Annotated in this window: 19 protein-coding genes and 1 tRNA gene; all 20 read left to right on the forward strand. The window is 51.3% G+C overall.

From position 1 onward, the window contains the following. Positions 1-45 precede the first annotated feature (45 nt). The 20 genes from DXC90_RS09125 (at position 46) to DXC90_RS09235 (ending at position 16,185) form a co-directional block, all read left to right on the forward strand. Positions 46-1,011 (forward strand): PseG/SpsG family protein, encoded by a 966-nt coding sequence (locus tag DXC90_RS09125; RefSeq protein ID WP_199406670.1) that lies wholly within the window; start codon positions 46-48, stop codon positions 1,009-1,011. Beyond that, positions 1,008-2,222 carry an ATP-grasp domain-containing protein gene (locus DXC90_RS09130; protein WP_117735705.1) on the forward strand — a complete coding sequence of 405 codons (1,215 nt, stop codon included), beginning with the start codon at positions 1,008-1,010 and terminating at the stop codon, positions 2,220-2,222. The genes DXC90_RS09125 and DXC90_RS09130 overlap by 4 nt, the downstream gene beginning before the upstream one ends. Positions 2,223-2,253: 31 nt before the next feature. Continuing rightward, positions 2,254-2,634, forward strand: coding sequence for a hypothetical protein (locus DXC90_RS09135; protein WP_117735706.1), 381 nt, complete (start codon positions 2,254-2,256; stop codon positions 2,632-2,634). Between the two features lie 626 nt (positions 2,635-3,260). Beyond that, entirely contained in the window at positions 3,261-4,499 is a 1,239-nt protein-coding gene (locus DXC90_RS09145; RefSeq protein WP_147326627.1) for a hypothetical protein, read from the forward strand. A 243-nt stretch (positions 4,500-4,742) separates the two neighbouring features. After that, positions 4,743-5,570, forward strand: a complete 828-nt coding sequence (locus DXC90_RS09150; protein ID WP_117735708.1) for a DUF2971 domain-containing protein — start codon at positions 4,743-4,745, stop codon at positions 5,568-5,570. A gap of 568 nt (positions 5,571-6,138) precedes the next feature. Next, positions 6,139-6,780 (forward strand): hypothetical protein, encoded by a 642-nt coding sequence (locus DXC90_RS09160; protein ID WP_117735710.1) that lies wholly within the window; start codon positions 6,139-6,141, stop codon positions 6,778-6,780. Positions 6,781-6,964: 184 nt separating this feature from the next. Continuing rightward, entirely contained in the window at positions 6,965-8,302 is a 1,338-nt protein-coding gene (locus tag DXC90_RS09165; protein WP_117735711.1) for a hypothetical protein, read from the forward strand. 167 nt (positions 8,303-8,469) lie between these two features. Beyond that, positions 8,470-9,264, forward strand: coding sequence for a hypothetical protein (locus tag DXC90_RS09170; RefSeq protein WP_117735712.1), 795 nt, complete (start codon positions 8,470-8,472; stop codon positions 9,262-9,264). Positions 9,265-9,508: 244 nt separating this feature from the next. After that, positions 9,509-10,603, forward strand: a complete 1,095-nt coding sequence (locus DXC90_RS09175) for a hypothetical protein (protein WP_117735713.1) — start codon at positions 9,509-9,511, stop codon at positions 10,601-10,603. 208 nt (positions 10,604-10,811) lie between these two features. Beyond that, complete coding sequence (locus DXC90_RS09180) at positions 10,812-11,087, forward strand: type II toxin-antitoxin system RelB/DinJ family antitoxin (protein WP_117641040.1); 276 nt, start codon at positions 10,812-10,814, stop codon at positions 11,085-11,087. Next, positions 11,084-11,383 (forward strand): type II toxin-antitoxin system YafQ family toxin, encoded by a 300-nt coding sequence (locus DXC90_RS09185; protein WP_117735714.1) that lies wholly within the window; start codon positions 11,084-11,086, stop codon positions 11,381-11,383. The genes DXC90_RS09180 and DXC90_RS09185 overlap by 4 nt, the downstream gene beginning before the upstream one ends. 89 nt (positions 11,384-11,472) lie before the next feature. Further along, positions 11,473-11,691, forward strand: a complete 219-nt coding sequence (locus DXC90_RS09190) for a hypothetical protein (RefSeq protein ID WP_117735715.1) — start codon at positions 11,473-11,475, stop codon at positions 11,689-11,691. A gap of 379 nt (positions 11,692-12,070) precedes the next feature. After that, positions 12,071-12,349, forward strand: coding sequence for a hypothetical protein (locus tag DXC90_RS09195; protein ID WP_117735716.1), 279 nt, complete (start codon positions 12,071-12,073; stop codon positions 12,347-12,349). Between the two features lie 28 nt (positions 12,350-12,377). Continuing rightward, a complete protein-coding gene (locus tag DXC90_RS09200) occupies positions 12,378-12,584 on the forward strand; it encodes a nucleotidyltransferase family protein (protein WP_117735717.1) in 207 nt (68 codons plus the stop codon). A gap of 509 nt (positions 12,585-13,093) precedes the next feature. After that, the gene (locus DXC90_RS09205) at positions 13,094-13,462 is read left to right on the forward strand and encodes a hypothetical protein (RefSeq protein WP_117636992.1); all 369 of its coding nucleotides are present in this window, start codon (positions 13,094-13,096) and stop codon (positions 13,460-13,462) included. A gap of 2 nt (positions 13,463-13,464) precedes the next feature. Next, a complete protein-coding gene (locus tag DXC90_RS09210; RefSeq protein ID WP_199406671.1) occupies positions 13,465-13,773 on the forward strand; it encodes a type II toxin-antitoxin system RelE/ParE family toxin in 309 nt (102 codons plus the stop codon). Between the two features lie 301 nt (positions 13,774-14,074). After that, positions 14,075-14,275 (forward strand): hypothetical protein, encoded by a 201-nt coding sequence (locus DXC90_RS09630; RefSeq protein WP_199406672.1) that lies wholly within the window; start codon positions 14,075-14,077, stop codon positions 14,273-14,275. 101 nt (positions 14,276-14,376) lie between these two features. After that, complete coding sequence (locus DXC90_RS09880; protein ID WP_369832071.1) at positions 14,377-14,436, forward strand: hypothetical protein; 60 nt, start codon at positions 14,377-14,379, stop codon at positions 14,434-14,436. 138 nt (positions 14,437-14,574) lie between these two features. Then, positions 14,575-14,649, forward strand: a tRNA-Val gene (locus DXC90_RS09225). A gap of 573 nt (positions 14,650-15,222) precedes the next feature. Next, positions 15,223-16,185 carry a hypothetical protein gene (locus tag DXC90_RS09235; protein WP_158550264.1) on the forward strand — a complete coding sequence of 321 codons (963 nt, stop codon included), beginning with the start codon at positions 15,223-15,225 and terminating at the stop codon, positions 16,183-16,185. Positions 16,186-16,277 lie beyond the last annotated feature (92 nt).

Genomic DNA, 16,277 nt, shown 5'->3' on the forward strand with positions numbered 1-16,277 from the left:
GCTAACCCGGTGATTGCTGGAGGCCACGTCATGCGGTGCCTTTCCGTGGCTGACGCGCTCACGAGCCTAGGTGCTGACGTCTCGTTCATCCTCTCGGACAGCAATTCCGTCGAGCTCATCGAGTCCCGGGGCTTCGCGACGGTCGTACTCGATTCTGATTGGAGACATATCGAGGATGGGACCGACGATCTTTGTCGCATATGCGACGGTGCCGAGATTCCAATAGTTCTTGTTGACACTTACTCGGTGACCAGAGAATACGTCGATTGTCTCGCTCAACACGCCAAGATCTGCTATCTCGGCAGCAAGGGCGGGGATCTCGGTAATCTTTCTCTTCTTGCAAATTACTCGACTTGCATCGATGAGGCATTCTATGAGGAGATATATGGTAATCGTGGGACGAAACTCCTTTTCGGACCCAAATACGCACCGCTGAGGCCCTGCTTCGCCGAAGCCTATCGCGAATGCAGCGCCAAGATTGAGCGCGTTCTCGTAACCACGGGAAACACAGATCCCCAGGGCTTTATCCCCGCTTTCTTGGCTTCGGCGCTCTCAGACGAGCGTCTTTCCAACGTCACCTTTACGGCGGTTGTAGGCAGAATGGTCTCTGACGATGTCACTGCGAAGGTTAATCTTATTGGATCGAGGAGTTCAAGGGTTACGGTGCTTCGCGCCGTTACTGACATGGCCGGGCTGATGAGCCAGTGTGATGCTGCTGTCTCCGCAAATGGCACGACTGTCTACGAGCTATTTGCCGCAGGGCTTCCCTCTGTAACTTTTGCTATGGTTGAGGAACAGGTGCAGAGCGCCGAGTCCCTCGCGGAACTAGGGGCTGTGGAATACTGCGGGCTCATCGGCGACGGCCCGCACACAACCGTCGCTGAAAGCATTGATCGACTCGCAAGTCTCGTCGCGTCCCGTAATAGATCCGTGGCCCTCGCAACACGCGCACACGCTCTTGTAGACGGCCACGGCGCAGATAAGATAGCTAAGGAGATACTGTCGCTATGACAAACGTAGACCAACGTAGGACCGTAGTGATGCTCGGCGGAAGTAGGCTGCAGGTTCCCGCCATCGAGGCGGCGAAGAGGCTTGGATTCCGCGTCGTATGTGCCGATTATGATCCTGATGCCGTGGGCTTTAAAGTGGCAGACTCCCCCTCGCTCACGAGTACCCTCGACGTCGAAGCCGTGGAAGCGCTCGCCCGCGAGGAGCAAGCAGACTTCGTGATTACATCCACGAGTGACGCTCCCGTGAGGGTGGCTGCCCTCGTCTCCGAGAGGCTTGGGCTTCCCACCGGCATATCGTCAGCTGATGCAGTGTGCGCCACGCAAAAGGATGCCATGCGGAGAAGGCTCGCCGAACACGGCGTGCCCATGCCCGAGTTCGAAGTGTGCAACAACGCTGAGGAGTTCGGACGCGCCCTGGAGCGCTTCGGTTACGACTGCATCGCGAAACCCGCAGACTCCGCCGCTAGCCGCGGCGTGAAGCTCATTACTCCCGAGGACCGCGGGACGTCAGCCACTGAGCTCTTCGACCTCTTCCGCAGCTTTTCCCGAAAGGGAACTGTAATGGTCGAGCAGCGCGTCACCGGTCGTGAGGTGAGCGTGGAAGGCATGACGGTCGATGGCAAGACGACCATTCTAACCATCACCGATAAGCTAACAACTGAGCCGCCTTTCTTTGTCGAGCTTGGCCATTCTGAGCCCTCAAGACTTCCAATCGAGGCTCAAGAAGCCATTCGCGAAGTTGCGAAAAAGACCATCGATGCCATCGGCATCGTGACTGGACCTTCGCATACGGAGATCATGCTCACCGACGAGGGTCCGAAGGTTATCGAGATGGCTGCACGACTTGGAGGCGATTTTATTACTTCCAAACTCGTACCACTGTCGACCGGTCTCGATTTTGTTGAGGGAACCGTGGCAGCAGCTCTTGGACTGCCGTTTGACTTTGAGGTAAAAGCGCATCGTGGGTCAGCAATTCGCTTTATCACTGCGGATCATGCCGGAACGATATCCTCCATTGATGTGCCGGATAATCTCTGCCACACTGAAGGCGTTGAGGAAATCGAGCTATACCTTAAGCCCGGAGATTCTATTGAGACACCGCACTCAAGTAATGACCGAATCGGACATGTCGTATGCAGCGGTGACAACGCCGATGAAGCTGCGGCACGAGCTGAATGGGCTCTTGGGCAGATTAAGGTAAACCTGAGCTAGCGCATTTTGGGATTGGTGTTACGAAAGTATTATGGATGTATCGATTATTGCGCCATATATCGTTTCGATAATTGCTGCGATAATTTCCGGCTTCAGCTCTTATTTGGTAGCCCACAACAAATCCGCTTCGGAAATTCGAACGCTCAAGGAATCAAATGAGCATGAAATCGAAAAGCTCATGAAGCAGCACGAAGTTGATTTGGACAACTTAAAGGAGACCCATAAGCTTGAGATGGAGAAACTCGAAGCGGAGCATAGATATTCCCTCGAGCTGGCGAACTCCAACGCGCAGAATGAAATGACCAAGCAGCTGATGGGTTCCCTTGTCGGAAATTTGATGGCAGCACCACAAATGCAAGATCTCTTTGCAAGCGCGTTGGCTGATTCAATTAAGAAGGGTAAACAAGAGTAGCAACTAAAACGATAGGACATTTATCGTCTCAATAGTTAATGCTTGCATTTTTGAGGACGGACCGCTTTGTTACTAGCTAACAAAGCGGTCCGTCCTTATTTGTACAGCTTCCAAGATCGCAGAAGAACGACTGTATGACGTCGAGTTGTACCTTCGGGACGATGATGTCGTCCTGGTAACATACTCGGAAGATTCGAACGAGGACGGCGGACTCCATTTCCAAGGGTTTTGCTTTGACATTGGGGGTGTTCGAGATGTCGCCCAGCTCTACATTGACGCCCTTTACGAGCTCGATCGTTACGTATCGAGATTGAGGAACAAGGACTTCGAGTGAGGCGTTCGCCGTAATCTTGTGGTCGCTCTCGTCGAGGTTTATCCAGCTTTTGATTTCGCCCGATGAATTATCTTGCCGCTCACGCAGATTTGCCGATTCGGCGATTGGTGAGGGGTTATCAAGACGTCGCTTTGGGCATTGTTTATAGAATAAGGATGACAGCACGATTTCGAGGATGTTCGCGGGAGATACGAGGGGATTTTGTAATTCTCTTTTATAGCCTTTGCATCAGATTTAGAATCGGCTGGTTAATTCAGATTCGCGCAATCAGCGAGGTTAATTGGAGGTGTTCGTGGTCAAGAACTTCTTTGTCACTTGTGGAGTATGTGGATGCGTGCATCGTGTGCGCGTCCAGGCTGGATTTGTTAATGACTATCCGGTTAGATACTTGTGTCCGCAGTGCCGGAACCGCATCGACGGAGCGGTTCACCTTGACCCGAGCTGCGCTTTGATTGATTTTAATCTCGACCCTGGCACGGTAGCCTCCATGGGTGGAGATTTAGATTGCGCCCGAGTTATGGTGGAGTTATCTGGTGAGCTTCCGTCATTTAAATTATCTGTAGAAAATTGTGCCTGCATGACAAGCCCCTTTATCAGAGCCTCTGGGCTGATTCCGTTTGATGAACTCAGCGAGTACGTGGGCGATATGGTTTATTGTCTTCATTATTACCGCGAAGACTGGCCTACCCTGAGGACCGCTCTTCAACTGTATTGCGATGGGCATGACGATTATGCGGATAAGGTTCTTTCGGAATTCGAGCGCAAACTGTTAGGCGAGGACAATCGACACTTTTCCTTGCTGAGCCGAATCGCGAGAATGTCTTGGCTCGGTCTCCCCATGATTGCAGGGAGCGACGCGCATGAGCGCGCTGTTGAATGCGAAAAACTCGTTTCTGGTCTAGAGGCAGAGGCGCTTTCCGGCCTAGCAGGTTACTACCTTAAAACCAATATGACTGCCAAGTCGCTGCTTGCTGAAATCAACGAAGTTCTTGATTCCGTAGCCGAATCTTATCCGGTTCTCCTCAACGGTTTTACTTTTCTTATGGCGGGAGACGCCTATGACTTGGAAAAGTACGGTACGTTCTGCTGCACTCCTAGTGATATTGAGAAGCTTTATTGTCGGGAATATGAGCTTATTGGCAGCCTGCTTGTTCTGTTTATCGGGCTCGACAACATCGAATGTAACGGGGCGTTCGATGTCATGCCCAAAGGCGTAGACCTAGGTGCAAAGTCGTTCGACAAACTTTCTGTAGCCCCTAAGGCAAAGCGATTCAACGCTGTCGGTACGGGCTCATTTACTGGCCTTATCAAGCAGTGTTGGAATCCCGTTCTGCGCAATGCATTTAGTCATAATCGGACGGATTTCGACTGCGCGACTCAAGTCATTCGCACTTTGCGTGAGGATGGGACCAACGATTCTCGAGGTAACACCTATTTGCTTGAAATGGTTCGCGATTGCATTTTGATGGCTCGGGAAATTATGGTATTTCGTAGTGTCTTATTCCATTTCATTGGAAGTGGGCTGTGGTAACGATTGGGCTTAACGCTGATGTGCATGCACGACGTAAATCGTGGTGCACATGTGCGTCAATCATCGAGCTGTGGGTGTGAAAGCGATATGCCAGCGACGGTCATCTCTGGCCATCTCCGCGTTTGCACTCGCAAGGCAAGGATTAAGGTGTGCCGCCTTAATTGGCATTGGCGCGTCGACGATCGCGTCTATAAATTTTGATGAACAGTGATATGGACTCATTGTTATAGCTAGGAGCCAAACATGGAAGCACCCGCCGTTCTCTATCATTATGCAAGCCTAGATACGCTGGCCTTGATTCTGCATAATCGAACTATCAGGTTCAGCCGGTTAGATAAGGTTGACGACCCACAAGAACAGCGTTCAGCAGACTCTCAAAATCTTGGAAAAATGAAGCTCGTCAGTTGTTGGACCTCTTCTGATGAGGAAAGCATCCCCATGTGGCGCGAGTATGCTGGAGCTGAATGTGGAGTAAGAATCCAAATGAAGAGTCATCCGTTTAAGCGGTACTCTGTGTCTACCGAAAGTCTAAGTAAGCTATCTAGTGACGCAGTTTTGAATACTCCTGGTGGCAAGTTTGATGGACTTCAATTGCCGCTCGAAGACTTTTGGGATAAAAAATATCATTTTAAAGAAATGGCCCGAAGCGTTGAGATGCTTCATGAAGTCCAGTATACGAACGATAAGTCGCTTCTGTTTCCAAAGTTGATCCATAACTGCGAAAACGGCTGGATAGAAGCCGATTTAAACACACTTGGGATTCACAAAGCTACTGCCTGGTCATACCAAAACGAATGGCGATATGTTTTGACGGCAGTTCCTGTGGGCATCGCCTCTGTAATCAAGGGTGATGTTGAAGCAGTTAAGAGGGCCACTGAGGTCATACTTGATAGATGCGATCCCGAAATTCCTTCCTTTTACGATTTGATTATCTCAGACGAAGCATTTTCTTCGATGAAGATCGTCGCTTCCCCAAAGATGACGCCGGGGAACCGATTAATTTTGGATGCGTTGGTGCAGAAATGCGCACCGGGCATTGAGGTTACAGAGAGTGCGATTGAGCTTTCTTAAATAGACGGTAACGTGAAGCCGGAAGTCCCCATGTGTTGCCCCTGCGACTTCATGGTGGGGGAGCCGATACTCTTCTAGCCCCTTTCTTCTCATGCAATGCGTAAAAGTCAGATCGTGCTCTGGGTTACTTCAGTAGTACTTACTGATAAGTACCTATCTGCTGTAGGGGGGCTTTCGGAAAACTGAGTATTTGCTCGCTTGAGTGCTGCTGATTATCGCGAAACGGAACCGCTGAGAATGCAAGTGGGCACTGGGGGCCCGCGTCGGCCCCGGAGCCGTTTTATTGCTAGCGGTTCACCCCGCGGCGCTGCCGCATGTTCGCCTCGCCCATGTCGACCCAGACCGCTTTGTGCGTGATCCTGTCCATGGTCGCGTCCGCGTGGACCCCGCCGACGAGCCTCGGGTGCCAGTCCTTCTTCTTGAACTGGGTGCAGAGGACGGTCGATGTTGCCGTACCTCAGCTCCATCCGCATTGGCCTGAACTCAATCTGGAAGCCGAATCAGAGAATCATGAATGCGGAGCGATAATCATGGCATTGTAAATTGATTTTTAGTAGCGGAGGAGACAATGAACTTAACAAATCTACCTGAGTACATCTCAGCGATTGTGGCAATCATCGCATTGCTCATTTCTTGTTACCAAGCTCGTCTCAGTAATAAACAGTCTCTATTCAATCGACGTTTAAATATATGGATAACCGTCGATAAACTCATAAGTGTTTACACAAAAAACGCGAAGAACTTGGAACATGATGACGAACCGCAAATGGCTATCGACCTACTATTTGTATGGCTGACTAACACCACGTACCTGCAATCAATTTCAGCCTCAATTAATAAGGTGTTAGATGCCGACCTTCAACTCAAATTGCATTTAAAACTTGATGAAATGAGATCGCTCGCCATGGAGGCGAGATTTTGCTTCAAGGGAAAGAGTGGAGAGGCAATTGCCGAATTCATAGAAGCTTATCAATCCCTTTTGTTTTCAATGTATCAGTATCAGATTCTATTTACTAAGATGCTCCAGAATGCAAGGGAATATCAATGGACGCTTGAACAGTCTTCTGAAAAGTTACATGAGCCCGATCAACGGAAAGATCTCTTTGAGAAAGAAAATGCTCTTGCCGATTCATACAAGATTCTATGTCAGCAAAACATACGAGGTGCGATTCAGCACCAAATAAAACTAACGGGCTCTATATGGCGCTGAGCTAATAATTGGGTGCCTAAGACGGTCGATGCCGCATCTAATCTCAATGCTATTAGTCCATTGATCAAAAACTCTTAAGCTCTAAAGAAACGCAAGACCCGCCAGCTTTCATTGCTGCGAGTTTGAAAACGTTACCAATTAGAATAGAACCCTGTGCCGGAATTAGATTTGGAAGCTGACTCAGGTGAACTTTAAGGACGAATACATAAATAGTCAGATGTTCAGCTGGAGACATCATCCACTGCGGTACGTGGCAAGGGAGGATGAGCTCGCTTACAGTCGTCTTTATGGCTGCGTAGGACAATTGGCGGAATCCGTTAGTGGTTTAGTCTCTACGCCATCTTTCAACCAGTTTTTACTTGAATCCTGTCAGCTTTTGGCTAACTCGCTAGATCTAATTCATCAAGGTTACTTCGACGCTGCCTTTTATTCAGTTAGACAAGCTGGAGAGATCATCCTTGTCGGTACGTTGTTTTCGAATCTAGAAGAATCTGAGCGCAAGGCTAAATATGAGAAATGGGTCTCGCTCGACAGGTTCCCCTCATTTAATGAACTGTCCAAAATGCTGCGTTCAAAAGATATTGAATATCGAGACCTTCTTGAACAAATGCCCGAAATTGATGAGCTAATCAGCAAGCTCAATAAGAGGGCGAACAAGTATATTCACAAACAAGGCCACGAATCCTTTTATACCAAGCCTTACGAGGTGGTTCCCGAAAGCGCGAAGCATATTCGAGAGGATTTCACCGATTATTTCACGACTACTGTAAAGGTCTGTGCAATTTTTCGACTTGCCGTCGATCCTTTCCCCATATTACTGAGCGATCCCGAATGCGAATACAGATTCCCTGATTGTATGACAATCGAATTCGGACAATACTTTATTGATAATTGTTTGGGAAGCGATTTTGTTGAGCATTACATCAAGACGGATTTCTACCGCAATTGGGTGAATGCGATTAAGTCAACATTTCCTCAGTTGAAGGAGGCAACATATTATGTCTCAAACCTGCACTATATTGATTTGTCTAACATCAAAGACATTCTTGATGAGCTAGATAAGTTAACGTTATACGAGGCAACTGCTGTTTTATTCACTGCACTATTCTCAGAGAAACTAATTGCCATTCATATAACTGGCATGCTTGATGCATTTAGCAACTCGGCTAGACCGTCAGGCGGTCTGTACCTTTCAGATATGGGTGACTACGCGAGACAACTTGGCGGAGTCAACGTTCCGCTCGCGGACATCTGCCGTCTTGCTAGTTTTGATACATCGCATGAGTTCTCTCCCGTTAGTTCATTCATTACCTCTTTTCCTATTGCGTCAGATTATGTTTGCGTTGAGACCGATAAGCATCTTGACGACAATGAAGTCGAGCTAGGCCAAAATGCGGCAGAAGAGCTTGATTGGATTTGGAGCCGGATCAAAACAGGCCAATGTGCCATGTTTGAATTAAAGGAAACGGAACTGTTCAAGCGAATCAAACAAAGCTTGCAAGCAGAATGTCATCGCGTCTAGGCCGGCAAGAAAAAACTGATCGTGAGTACGTGCCATCCGACCCACCTATCGAGCTTCTTGGTGAGCTGGTTTGATTCGACGCGGATATTTGTCTTTACAATGTCTTATCCTCAAGTAATGACACCTGCCGTTAACTAACAAATCCAATAGTGGGAAACGAGTAATGCATGTTTGAATTAAACGCAAAGCAGGAGATGGCGCTATCTATTGTTTGGATGCGTCAGGACCAACTTCCGCTTGATCTGACAGACTTGGAAATCACGAAGCATCTCTTGGCGCTTCGCGATAGCGGAATGATATCTATGCAAACCGATATGTCCGATGCAATGGCATATGTTGAAGCACTGCGCCCTTCTGGACGCGAGCACTATAGTCGGACGCGCCAAGCCAGAAGAAGATTTAAGTGTATAAGCGATGGCGCAGACGAGCTTCTCAATATTTTGTGCTGCGACGATAATGCTAAAGCCCATCAGGGGCCTTCATATGTAAGAAATCGAGTCGAAGATTATCGCGAATTGTCTCGTAATAGCCTATTGCGAGTTAAATGGTCAAGCAATATCCCTTATTTAGTTTCAATTACCGACGACGGGTGGAATTACTTCGAAGGATGGTTTCTGGACCAGGAGGTTCCAATGAATATCAATGTAAACCCTGTAATCACCAATAACGTCTCAAATAGCCCGAGCATTTCTTCGACATCAACCTCGTCATCTATCTCCTCGTCGACTATGAATTCTGCTCTTGCCATTCAGATGGTGCTTGAGCTTGAACTTAATGAAGAAGACAGGAATGTGGTCCTTGGCGCAATCGCTGAACTAGATAAATCCTCTAAAAGGGATGATAAGAAGGACTTTCTCGAAAAGGTAGAAAGGCTTTCGACTATCGCAAAGAACGTTGGCTCGTTGGCGTCGATTGTAATCCCGTTGCTGGAAGTGGCGGTAAGGCAATTCCTCGGCAACTAAGGCAACTTACGCAAAATCAACCCGGATCAAGTCCTTTGGTGTAGTTTTTTGAGCTTTCAATGAACGGCTGATTGAGGGTCAGCTCCTTCCTTTCACCGACTGGCAAAACGATTTACGCCTAATTTCCGGGTTCGTTTCCAGGTAATTCGTTTGCCACTCGCCCGATCTCGCTAAACTAATAGCTGCTGCTACCAGGGCATTTTCTGGTGCACATTCTATTGGCTCTGCGAAGATCGGAGCGGGTATGTTTGCTGCCGAGTCCTACACCAGCCGTCATTACATTGCGATTGTTGCCATGGCCTGCCTATGCGTTTTGCTGGGCGGGCCATCTTATGCCGCGGGCGCGGAGAGCCTCATCATCGCGGGCGCGACGTACTACGAGCCGGGCGTGTCGGGCCCCGGCTGGGCCTGGACCGATGCCGACCACCTGGAGCTCAACGGCTACGCGGGCGAGGCCATCGGCGCCGAGGGCGACCTGGTGCTGACGCTTGCCGGGCAAAACTCCGTGACGGAGTCGCATGTGCCCGATGCGGACATCACGCTGTGCGGCATGGAGGTGTGGGGCAACCTGACGCTCCGCGGCACCGGGACTCTGACGGCGACGGGCTCGCAGTGCGGGATCCACGCCTCGCAGGCGCTCGTGGTGGACGGATGCACCGTCGATGCCCGGGCGGGCGGGGCCGATATTACGGAAGAGGCGGTCGCCGGCGTGATCGCAGGCGACATGGCCGTGCGCGGCGGCGGGCGCGTCTTTGCCGCGGGCGCCGGGTCCGGAGCGGGCGTGCGCGCCTACGGCGTGTTTCTGCAGGATGCGGGCCTTGGCACTGGTGCGGCCGGCTGTCGGCTTTCCGTCGACGCCTCGTGGCTTGATGCGGCCGGTACCGACGGCGGCGTTGCTTGCCTGGGCGGGTCGCTTGTGTCCGCTCGGTTTGTGACGCCTGCCGGTGGGGCCTTTGGTGCTAGCGGCGTGGTGGATGCCTCCGGTGCGGTGGCACCGCATGTGGTGGTTGAGCCCGAGGGCGCCACGGACCCGGCAGGGGAGACCGGCAGGGGCGAGGTACCGGGCGATGGCGCGGGCAAGTCTCCCGCCGATGCTAACCCCGCCGCCGGAGAGCCCACCACGGGCCCCACGGCAAATCCCACGCTGAAACCCGCGTCCGCGCCAACCAAAACAACAACGACAGTAACCAAGACCACGGTGTCCACGTCCTCCAAGCCCAAGGCTGCCACCGCAACAACTGCGGCACTCCCCAAGACCGGCGACAGCAACTGGATCGCTGCATCTTTATCGTTATTCCTGCTGGGGTTGGTGCTTTTTGGTGCCACATATCGCTGCTGAGACTGCGCGACGCACCTAGCTGCAATACAAGACCTCTGTTGAAGCTTTAAGGGCAACATTTCCGGATAGGGAGCGTTGCCTTTTTCGTGCATTCAATGTATTACGTGCCATACCACTTAAATGACTATGTAATTACTTGTAATTACATAGTCTACTATTGTATATGCAGTATAATAAGGTTGCACTCACGCGATTGGAAGGTCTAAAAATGGCAAGCTCAACATTAACCATCAGGGTTGACGACGACCTCAAACGCGAGGCGGCGGAAGTTGCTGATTACTATGGACTTGATTTGTCGTCCGTGACTCGCGCTTTCTTCAAGCAAATGGTCAACACCCATCGCATCCCGTTGACTTTTGCCCCTGAGGAGCCCAGTGCCGAAAGCCTTGAGGCCATTCGCGAGGGGGACGCTTTTCTTGCATCTGGCAAAAAAGGACGGTTTGACAATGGCGCCGATCTGATCGCTGCTGCGATGGCACAATGAGCACGTTAGCCGCAGAGTTCTCTGCAGCCTTCTCCCGAGATTTAAAGAAAAAAGCAAAGCGCCGTAAATGGGATTTATCTGAGCTTCAAAAGCTAATTGACCTGGTGCTACAGAATACACCTGAGTCAATGGACATATTAAAGCGACGTCATAATATGCACCGGCTAGGCGGCAACTGGGCAGGGCGAAACGAATGTCACGTAGCAAACTCTGGCGACTGGCTTGTTATATGGTCATCAAACGAAGAGGTAGCTTTCTTTGAACGCACCGGCAGCCATGATGAGCTGTTCCGATAATACCCTTAATATCGAAACCAGCAAAACTATCCGGATTTCAACCTAATGGCATCCAATTTGCTCAATCTTGTTGGAAATGTTGCTGCGCAATGACGATTGCCTGCCTATGCGTTTTGCTGGGCGTGCCTTCTTATGCCGCGGGCGCGGAGAGCCTCATCATCGCGGGCGCGACGTACTGTGAGCCGGGCGTGTCGGGCCCCGGCTGGATCTGGACCGATGCCGACCATCTGATGCTTAACGGCTACGCGGGCGCGGCTATCGGCGCCGGCCCCGGAGTGGGCGTGCGCGTTTATGGTGTGTGTCTGTAGGACGCAGGTCTTGGCGATGGCACGGCCGGCTGCGACTTTCCGTCGATGTCTCGTGGCTCGATGCGATCGGTGCCGATAGCGGAGCCGCGTGCACGGGCGGATTGCTTGTGTTCGCGTGGTTTGTTACGCCTGCCGGCTGCGCATGTGTTGATTGAACCCGAGGGCGCCACGACGCCGGCGGGGGAGACCGACGGGAACGACGTGCCTGACGGTGGGACGGGTGAGCCTGCCGGTTTTACCGACCCTGCTGGGGCACAACCCGGTGCGGATTCTGCGGTGAAGCCCGCGGCCTCCACGTTAAAGACGACCACGACAACGGCCAAAACGACGGTGACCGTGAACAAGGCTTTAAACTCAAAAAGTTGTAAACGAGGTAGCAATGCTTTTGAGCAATGTTCAGCTAGATGACGGCACTCAGCTTGCCTACTCAGAAAAACGAGATGACGGGACCGTTCGCGTAGCCGTCGAGCGTCCGGTTGGCCCTAGCTTTGACCATGCGGAATGCTTCTTGCCTGCGGTTAATTGGTTCAATGTCGAAGGTTTTTCTACTGACGATCTAGATTTTTTGACCGAGTTCGTTAGATCAAACGCCCCATTTATCTTCGAGCTTGCAGAACGGCAAAAAGCCGGATCGGCGGTATCCGCGCTGGCCCCCTGACGCTCTACTGTTGAACGGAAAATATCCCATGATTTCGCCTTCCGACATATCCACCGTCGCCTCCCGCGTGCTGGCTCAATACGACGTCAGCGAAGCATTTTTATTTGGCTCGTTTGCTCGAGGCGAGCAAAGGCCCGATAGCGATATTGACTTGCGCCTAGTCTGCGGCAACACCATGACGTTCGGCGCGCTTTACGAACTCTCCCATGAGCTCGAGAAGGTACTTAGACGATAGGTTGATATCGTCACCAACCCACCAGAGCACACGCGCCGCCCTTCCGCAAAAGTATCGAGCAAGATGAGGTGCGCATCTATTAAGTAACATGTGCGGGACGATGAGTTTACGAATACCATCCTGCTACCTGATCCTCCCGATGTACTCAACGTTGAGAGCCTAAAGGCCATCCGCGATGGGGATGCGTTAATAGCCACGGGAAAGCCCAGCCGGTCTAACGCCAAAATAGCTCGCCACCCAATCGAGGGTTTACTTCGCGTTATACAGCTCTACGAGCAGATCCGACTCGACCTACGCCGTACCTCGGTCTCTTCGGCATTGGCGCTCGCAAAGACCCTAAACTGCGTCATCGAAGACCCTGTCAGGCAACCGGTTACTCTGGAGTACGATTCGAACCCCGTTCATCCGAAACAATCAATAGTAAGAATATTGCTGTTTAACTTTCCTTTACGTACGTATTTAAATGAAACTATAATACGTATTAGAGAAAGATTTTAAAGGAGGTTGCTATGGTTGCCGTGATAGACAAGAAACTCGTTTTCGGACGTGAACAGGTGCTAACTTCGACGCAGGCAAGCAAAAATTTTGGCGAAGCGAGACGTCGCGCTCGAAGAGAGCCGCAATTTGTCTCAGACAGGAACGATGGCATCGATACTGTTATCGTTGGCTTCGACGAGTTCGAAGCGATGGCGGTCGAACTCGAACAGCTCCGAGAGGAGCGCCTGCACGCTATAGCCGCTGCAAGGCTCGCGCAGGGCGACACTGATTCGAATCGCAAGGGCATTCCGTTCTCCGATACCGTGGGACGTGAGAGGTTCGAGGCCATGCTAGAAGCCGAGGCGACCGATCCCATTTCCGACGAGGAGCTGTTCGAGTGAGTGTGGCTAGGTTTAAGGTTGAGTTTTACGACAAGACTGCCGAAAAAGAGTATCTGTCACTCGATGGCTCGGTTCGCGCTATGGTGGACAAAGGCATTGCGCGTCTTGCACTTCGGGCCGATGAAATTGGCAAGCCGCTTTCGGGTCTTCTTGCAGGTTGTAGGGAACTTAAGTTTCGCACTGATGGCATTCGCGTAATTTATTGCATCCGCGATGGGCACGTCGAAGTAGTTCAAATCATCGCAATAGGTGCAAGGGACAAGGGCAAGGTTTTCGACCTGGCATCTAGACGCTTGGACAGCGATGATTGATTGCCTCAAGAATATCAATTTAGGTTGCATGGTCGAAATGCCCGGGTTAAACGCTCGGATTCAGTCAGCAGATGGACGGCGTGATGAAAACGTTAAATGCAACGACATGCCCTGATAGTTGTTGCAGCAATTATCCTGAAAGCATGACTTTTGACAACTGTACAGCAGACGCAACCGACCCTATCGCGCCGAAAGCACCCCGCACTTTACCCGATGATCTGGACAGCATCGCCCTGATCGACGAGGCCATTCAGTCAAATATTGCGGACATGCCCAACGCGCTCAGGCTCTTGGAGAACTCATGATGGCGTTCGCATCGTTGGTGCTCGATGATGCTAGATTGCTCGGGGCCATGGTCGCGGCCGTCATGAGCATGCTATGCAGGCTCATGACGATCGGACGCTGTTATACGACCGACGCCGCAGGGGACCGGGCTGCGCTCAAGCTCGGACGCGTCGAGTCCGTGCTGGCGGGTGCGCAGTTCTACGGCGGCCGGATCTAGCTACTGCTGCCGCTGTGCCTGACCGTCGACAAGCCCGAGCTGGCGCCGGCCATCCACCGCGAGGACGGTTTCTACGCGCACGCACCTGCCTCACGCTCGACATGGCCTACAACAACGCGCGACTGATCTGCCGCCCCGAGACCTCATGGATTAAGCGATAAATGCTGGTTTAACTGCGGTTTTTCCGATTGCTTTGGTTGTTTTGGCTTGGCTAGCACCCACGAATTTAAAATCGAGGGCAAAAAGTTCTTGGTAAACCACGCACGGCTATGTTAGTATCTCTTTTGCCGAAAGGCGACGGGCGATTGGCTCAGGGGTAGAGCATATCCTTCACACGGATGGGGTCACAAGTTCGAATCTTGTATCGCCCACCATCTAAAGTACAGGTCAGAGGTGTTAAGCCTCTGGCCTTTTTCTTTTTGACACCAAGGGTGATTCCAAAACGAATCGTAGTCGTATAAGGCGTCATTTTTTTCGCACCCTTTTTGCTGACGCCATTGCATTTTTTGTATAAAACGCATGCGTATTTTCATTGAATTCCCCATGTGATCCGCGCGCAAATGTGGAGACAGGGACCACATGCCCAAAGCTCCTTCCAGCGGTTTTCTATCACACGACGGTTTTTCGGCGGAACTCGGCATGCTTTTGTCAGCATTTGGTTTGCTTCCCGTACTTACCCGCATGATGCCCCGGTAGATAATCGGCCATGCCCGCAATCCGCACGGCCTACGGTCGAAACCAGGGGAGGCCACATGGACGAAATCGTCTGCGCAAACACCGCATTCCGCTACTGACGCTGCCCACCGCAGGTGCATGACCTCTACCCGCGCCTACCCAGCTCCGATGACGGCTGGCGAGCTCTATCCCAAGCCCCTTTCGTAACCGACGTCCTCAAGACCCCGATCATCGCCGTTGCTTCGCTAGGTTGTTGTAATCACCACTCGGGATTGCGCTCTACTATTCGCTGGGAAGGGGCATCGGATGCCGGCACAACAATCGACACTCATTTAGGCTTTAGTGTCACCAATCCACTTAACACGTTATTTACTATGACACGCTTTGTGTCCCAAATAGATCTCGTGCTGGCCATGTTCGAACTTTGCGGCTGGTTTTCTGTTTTCGAGCCGGCTCCCGCTGCCGAAATGCAACTAAAAATGGCGGTAGAGGAGAATCCCAATTCCAGCACGCAGGATTTGTTCGAACTTGGAGAGGGCGAAGACGAGGTTCCTTGGAAACGAGTTTATGCCCGCGCAACCGTTAAGGACCCAGATAATGATAGCCAAACGAGCAAGCGTGAAGATGGAAGAGAGGTTACGAAACTCAAAGGTACTTCTCTCTGGATGAGAAAGCCGCTCATCGAACTGAGCGACCTGCATCGTTTCGCCGACAAGGTCAAAAGTCAAATGTGGGGAAAGCAGTTTTATGATGCCGCTCAGCAGGTTATCGGCATTGCTGCATCACCACTCGAGGTCGCGGGGGTCCTGCTTCTAAGCCGTTCTCGACGTCTAGGTGGTTCAGGATTCAGATACGTGTACCTCAACGATTTAACCCCTCTATCCGTGGCAGCCCAAAGCATCGCAGGTCAAAAGGTTTGCTATGGCGACATCGTGATCGTAAATCCGATTCTTATGAAAGGGGCAATTATCGAAATCCAAGGTGAAGTCATTCATGGCTCAGGTGCAATACTTGACCACGATGCGGAACGCATGACTGCGTTGCAGAGCATGGGATTCGATGTATTCCTGGTGACTCACGATATGCTCAACGATTCAAAGCAGCTAGACACCATCGTCAGAAGTGTCTGCGACCGTTTAGGGATTCGCTATAAAGCCAAAACTGAGGCAATGAAGTGCGCCGAGACGAGACTGCGAGCAAATGTTTTATGCAACTGGTTGGAAATCGGAAATTAGCCGGCGACAAGGCGCTAGAACTACCTAGTTTGCCTGTTAGTGAATTAATGTCATTTCAAAACTATGCCGGATTACGGGGCTGGACCCGGGCC

Origin of the sequence: Collinsella sp. TF09-1AT (assembly GCF_003436895.1) — a bacterium.
Lineage (GTDB): Bacteria > Actinomycetota > Coriobacteriia > Coriobacteriales > Coriobacteriaceae > Collinsella.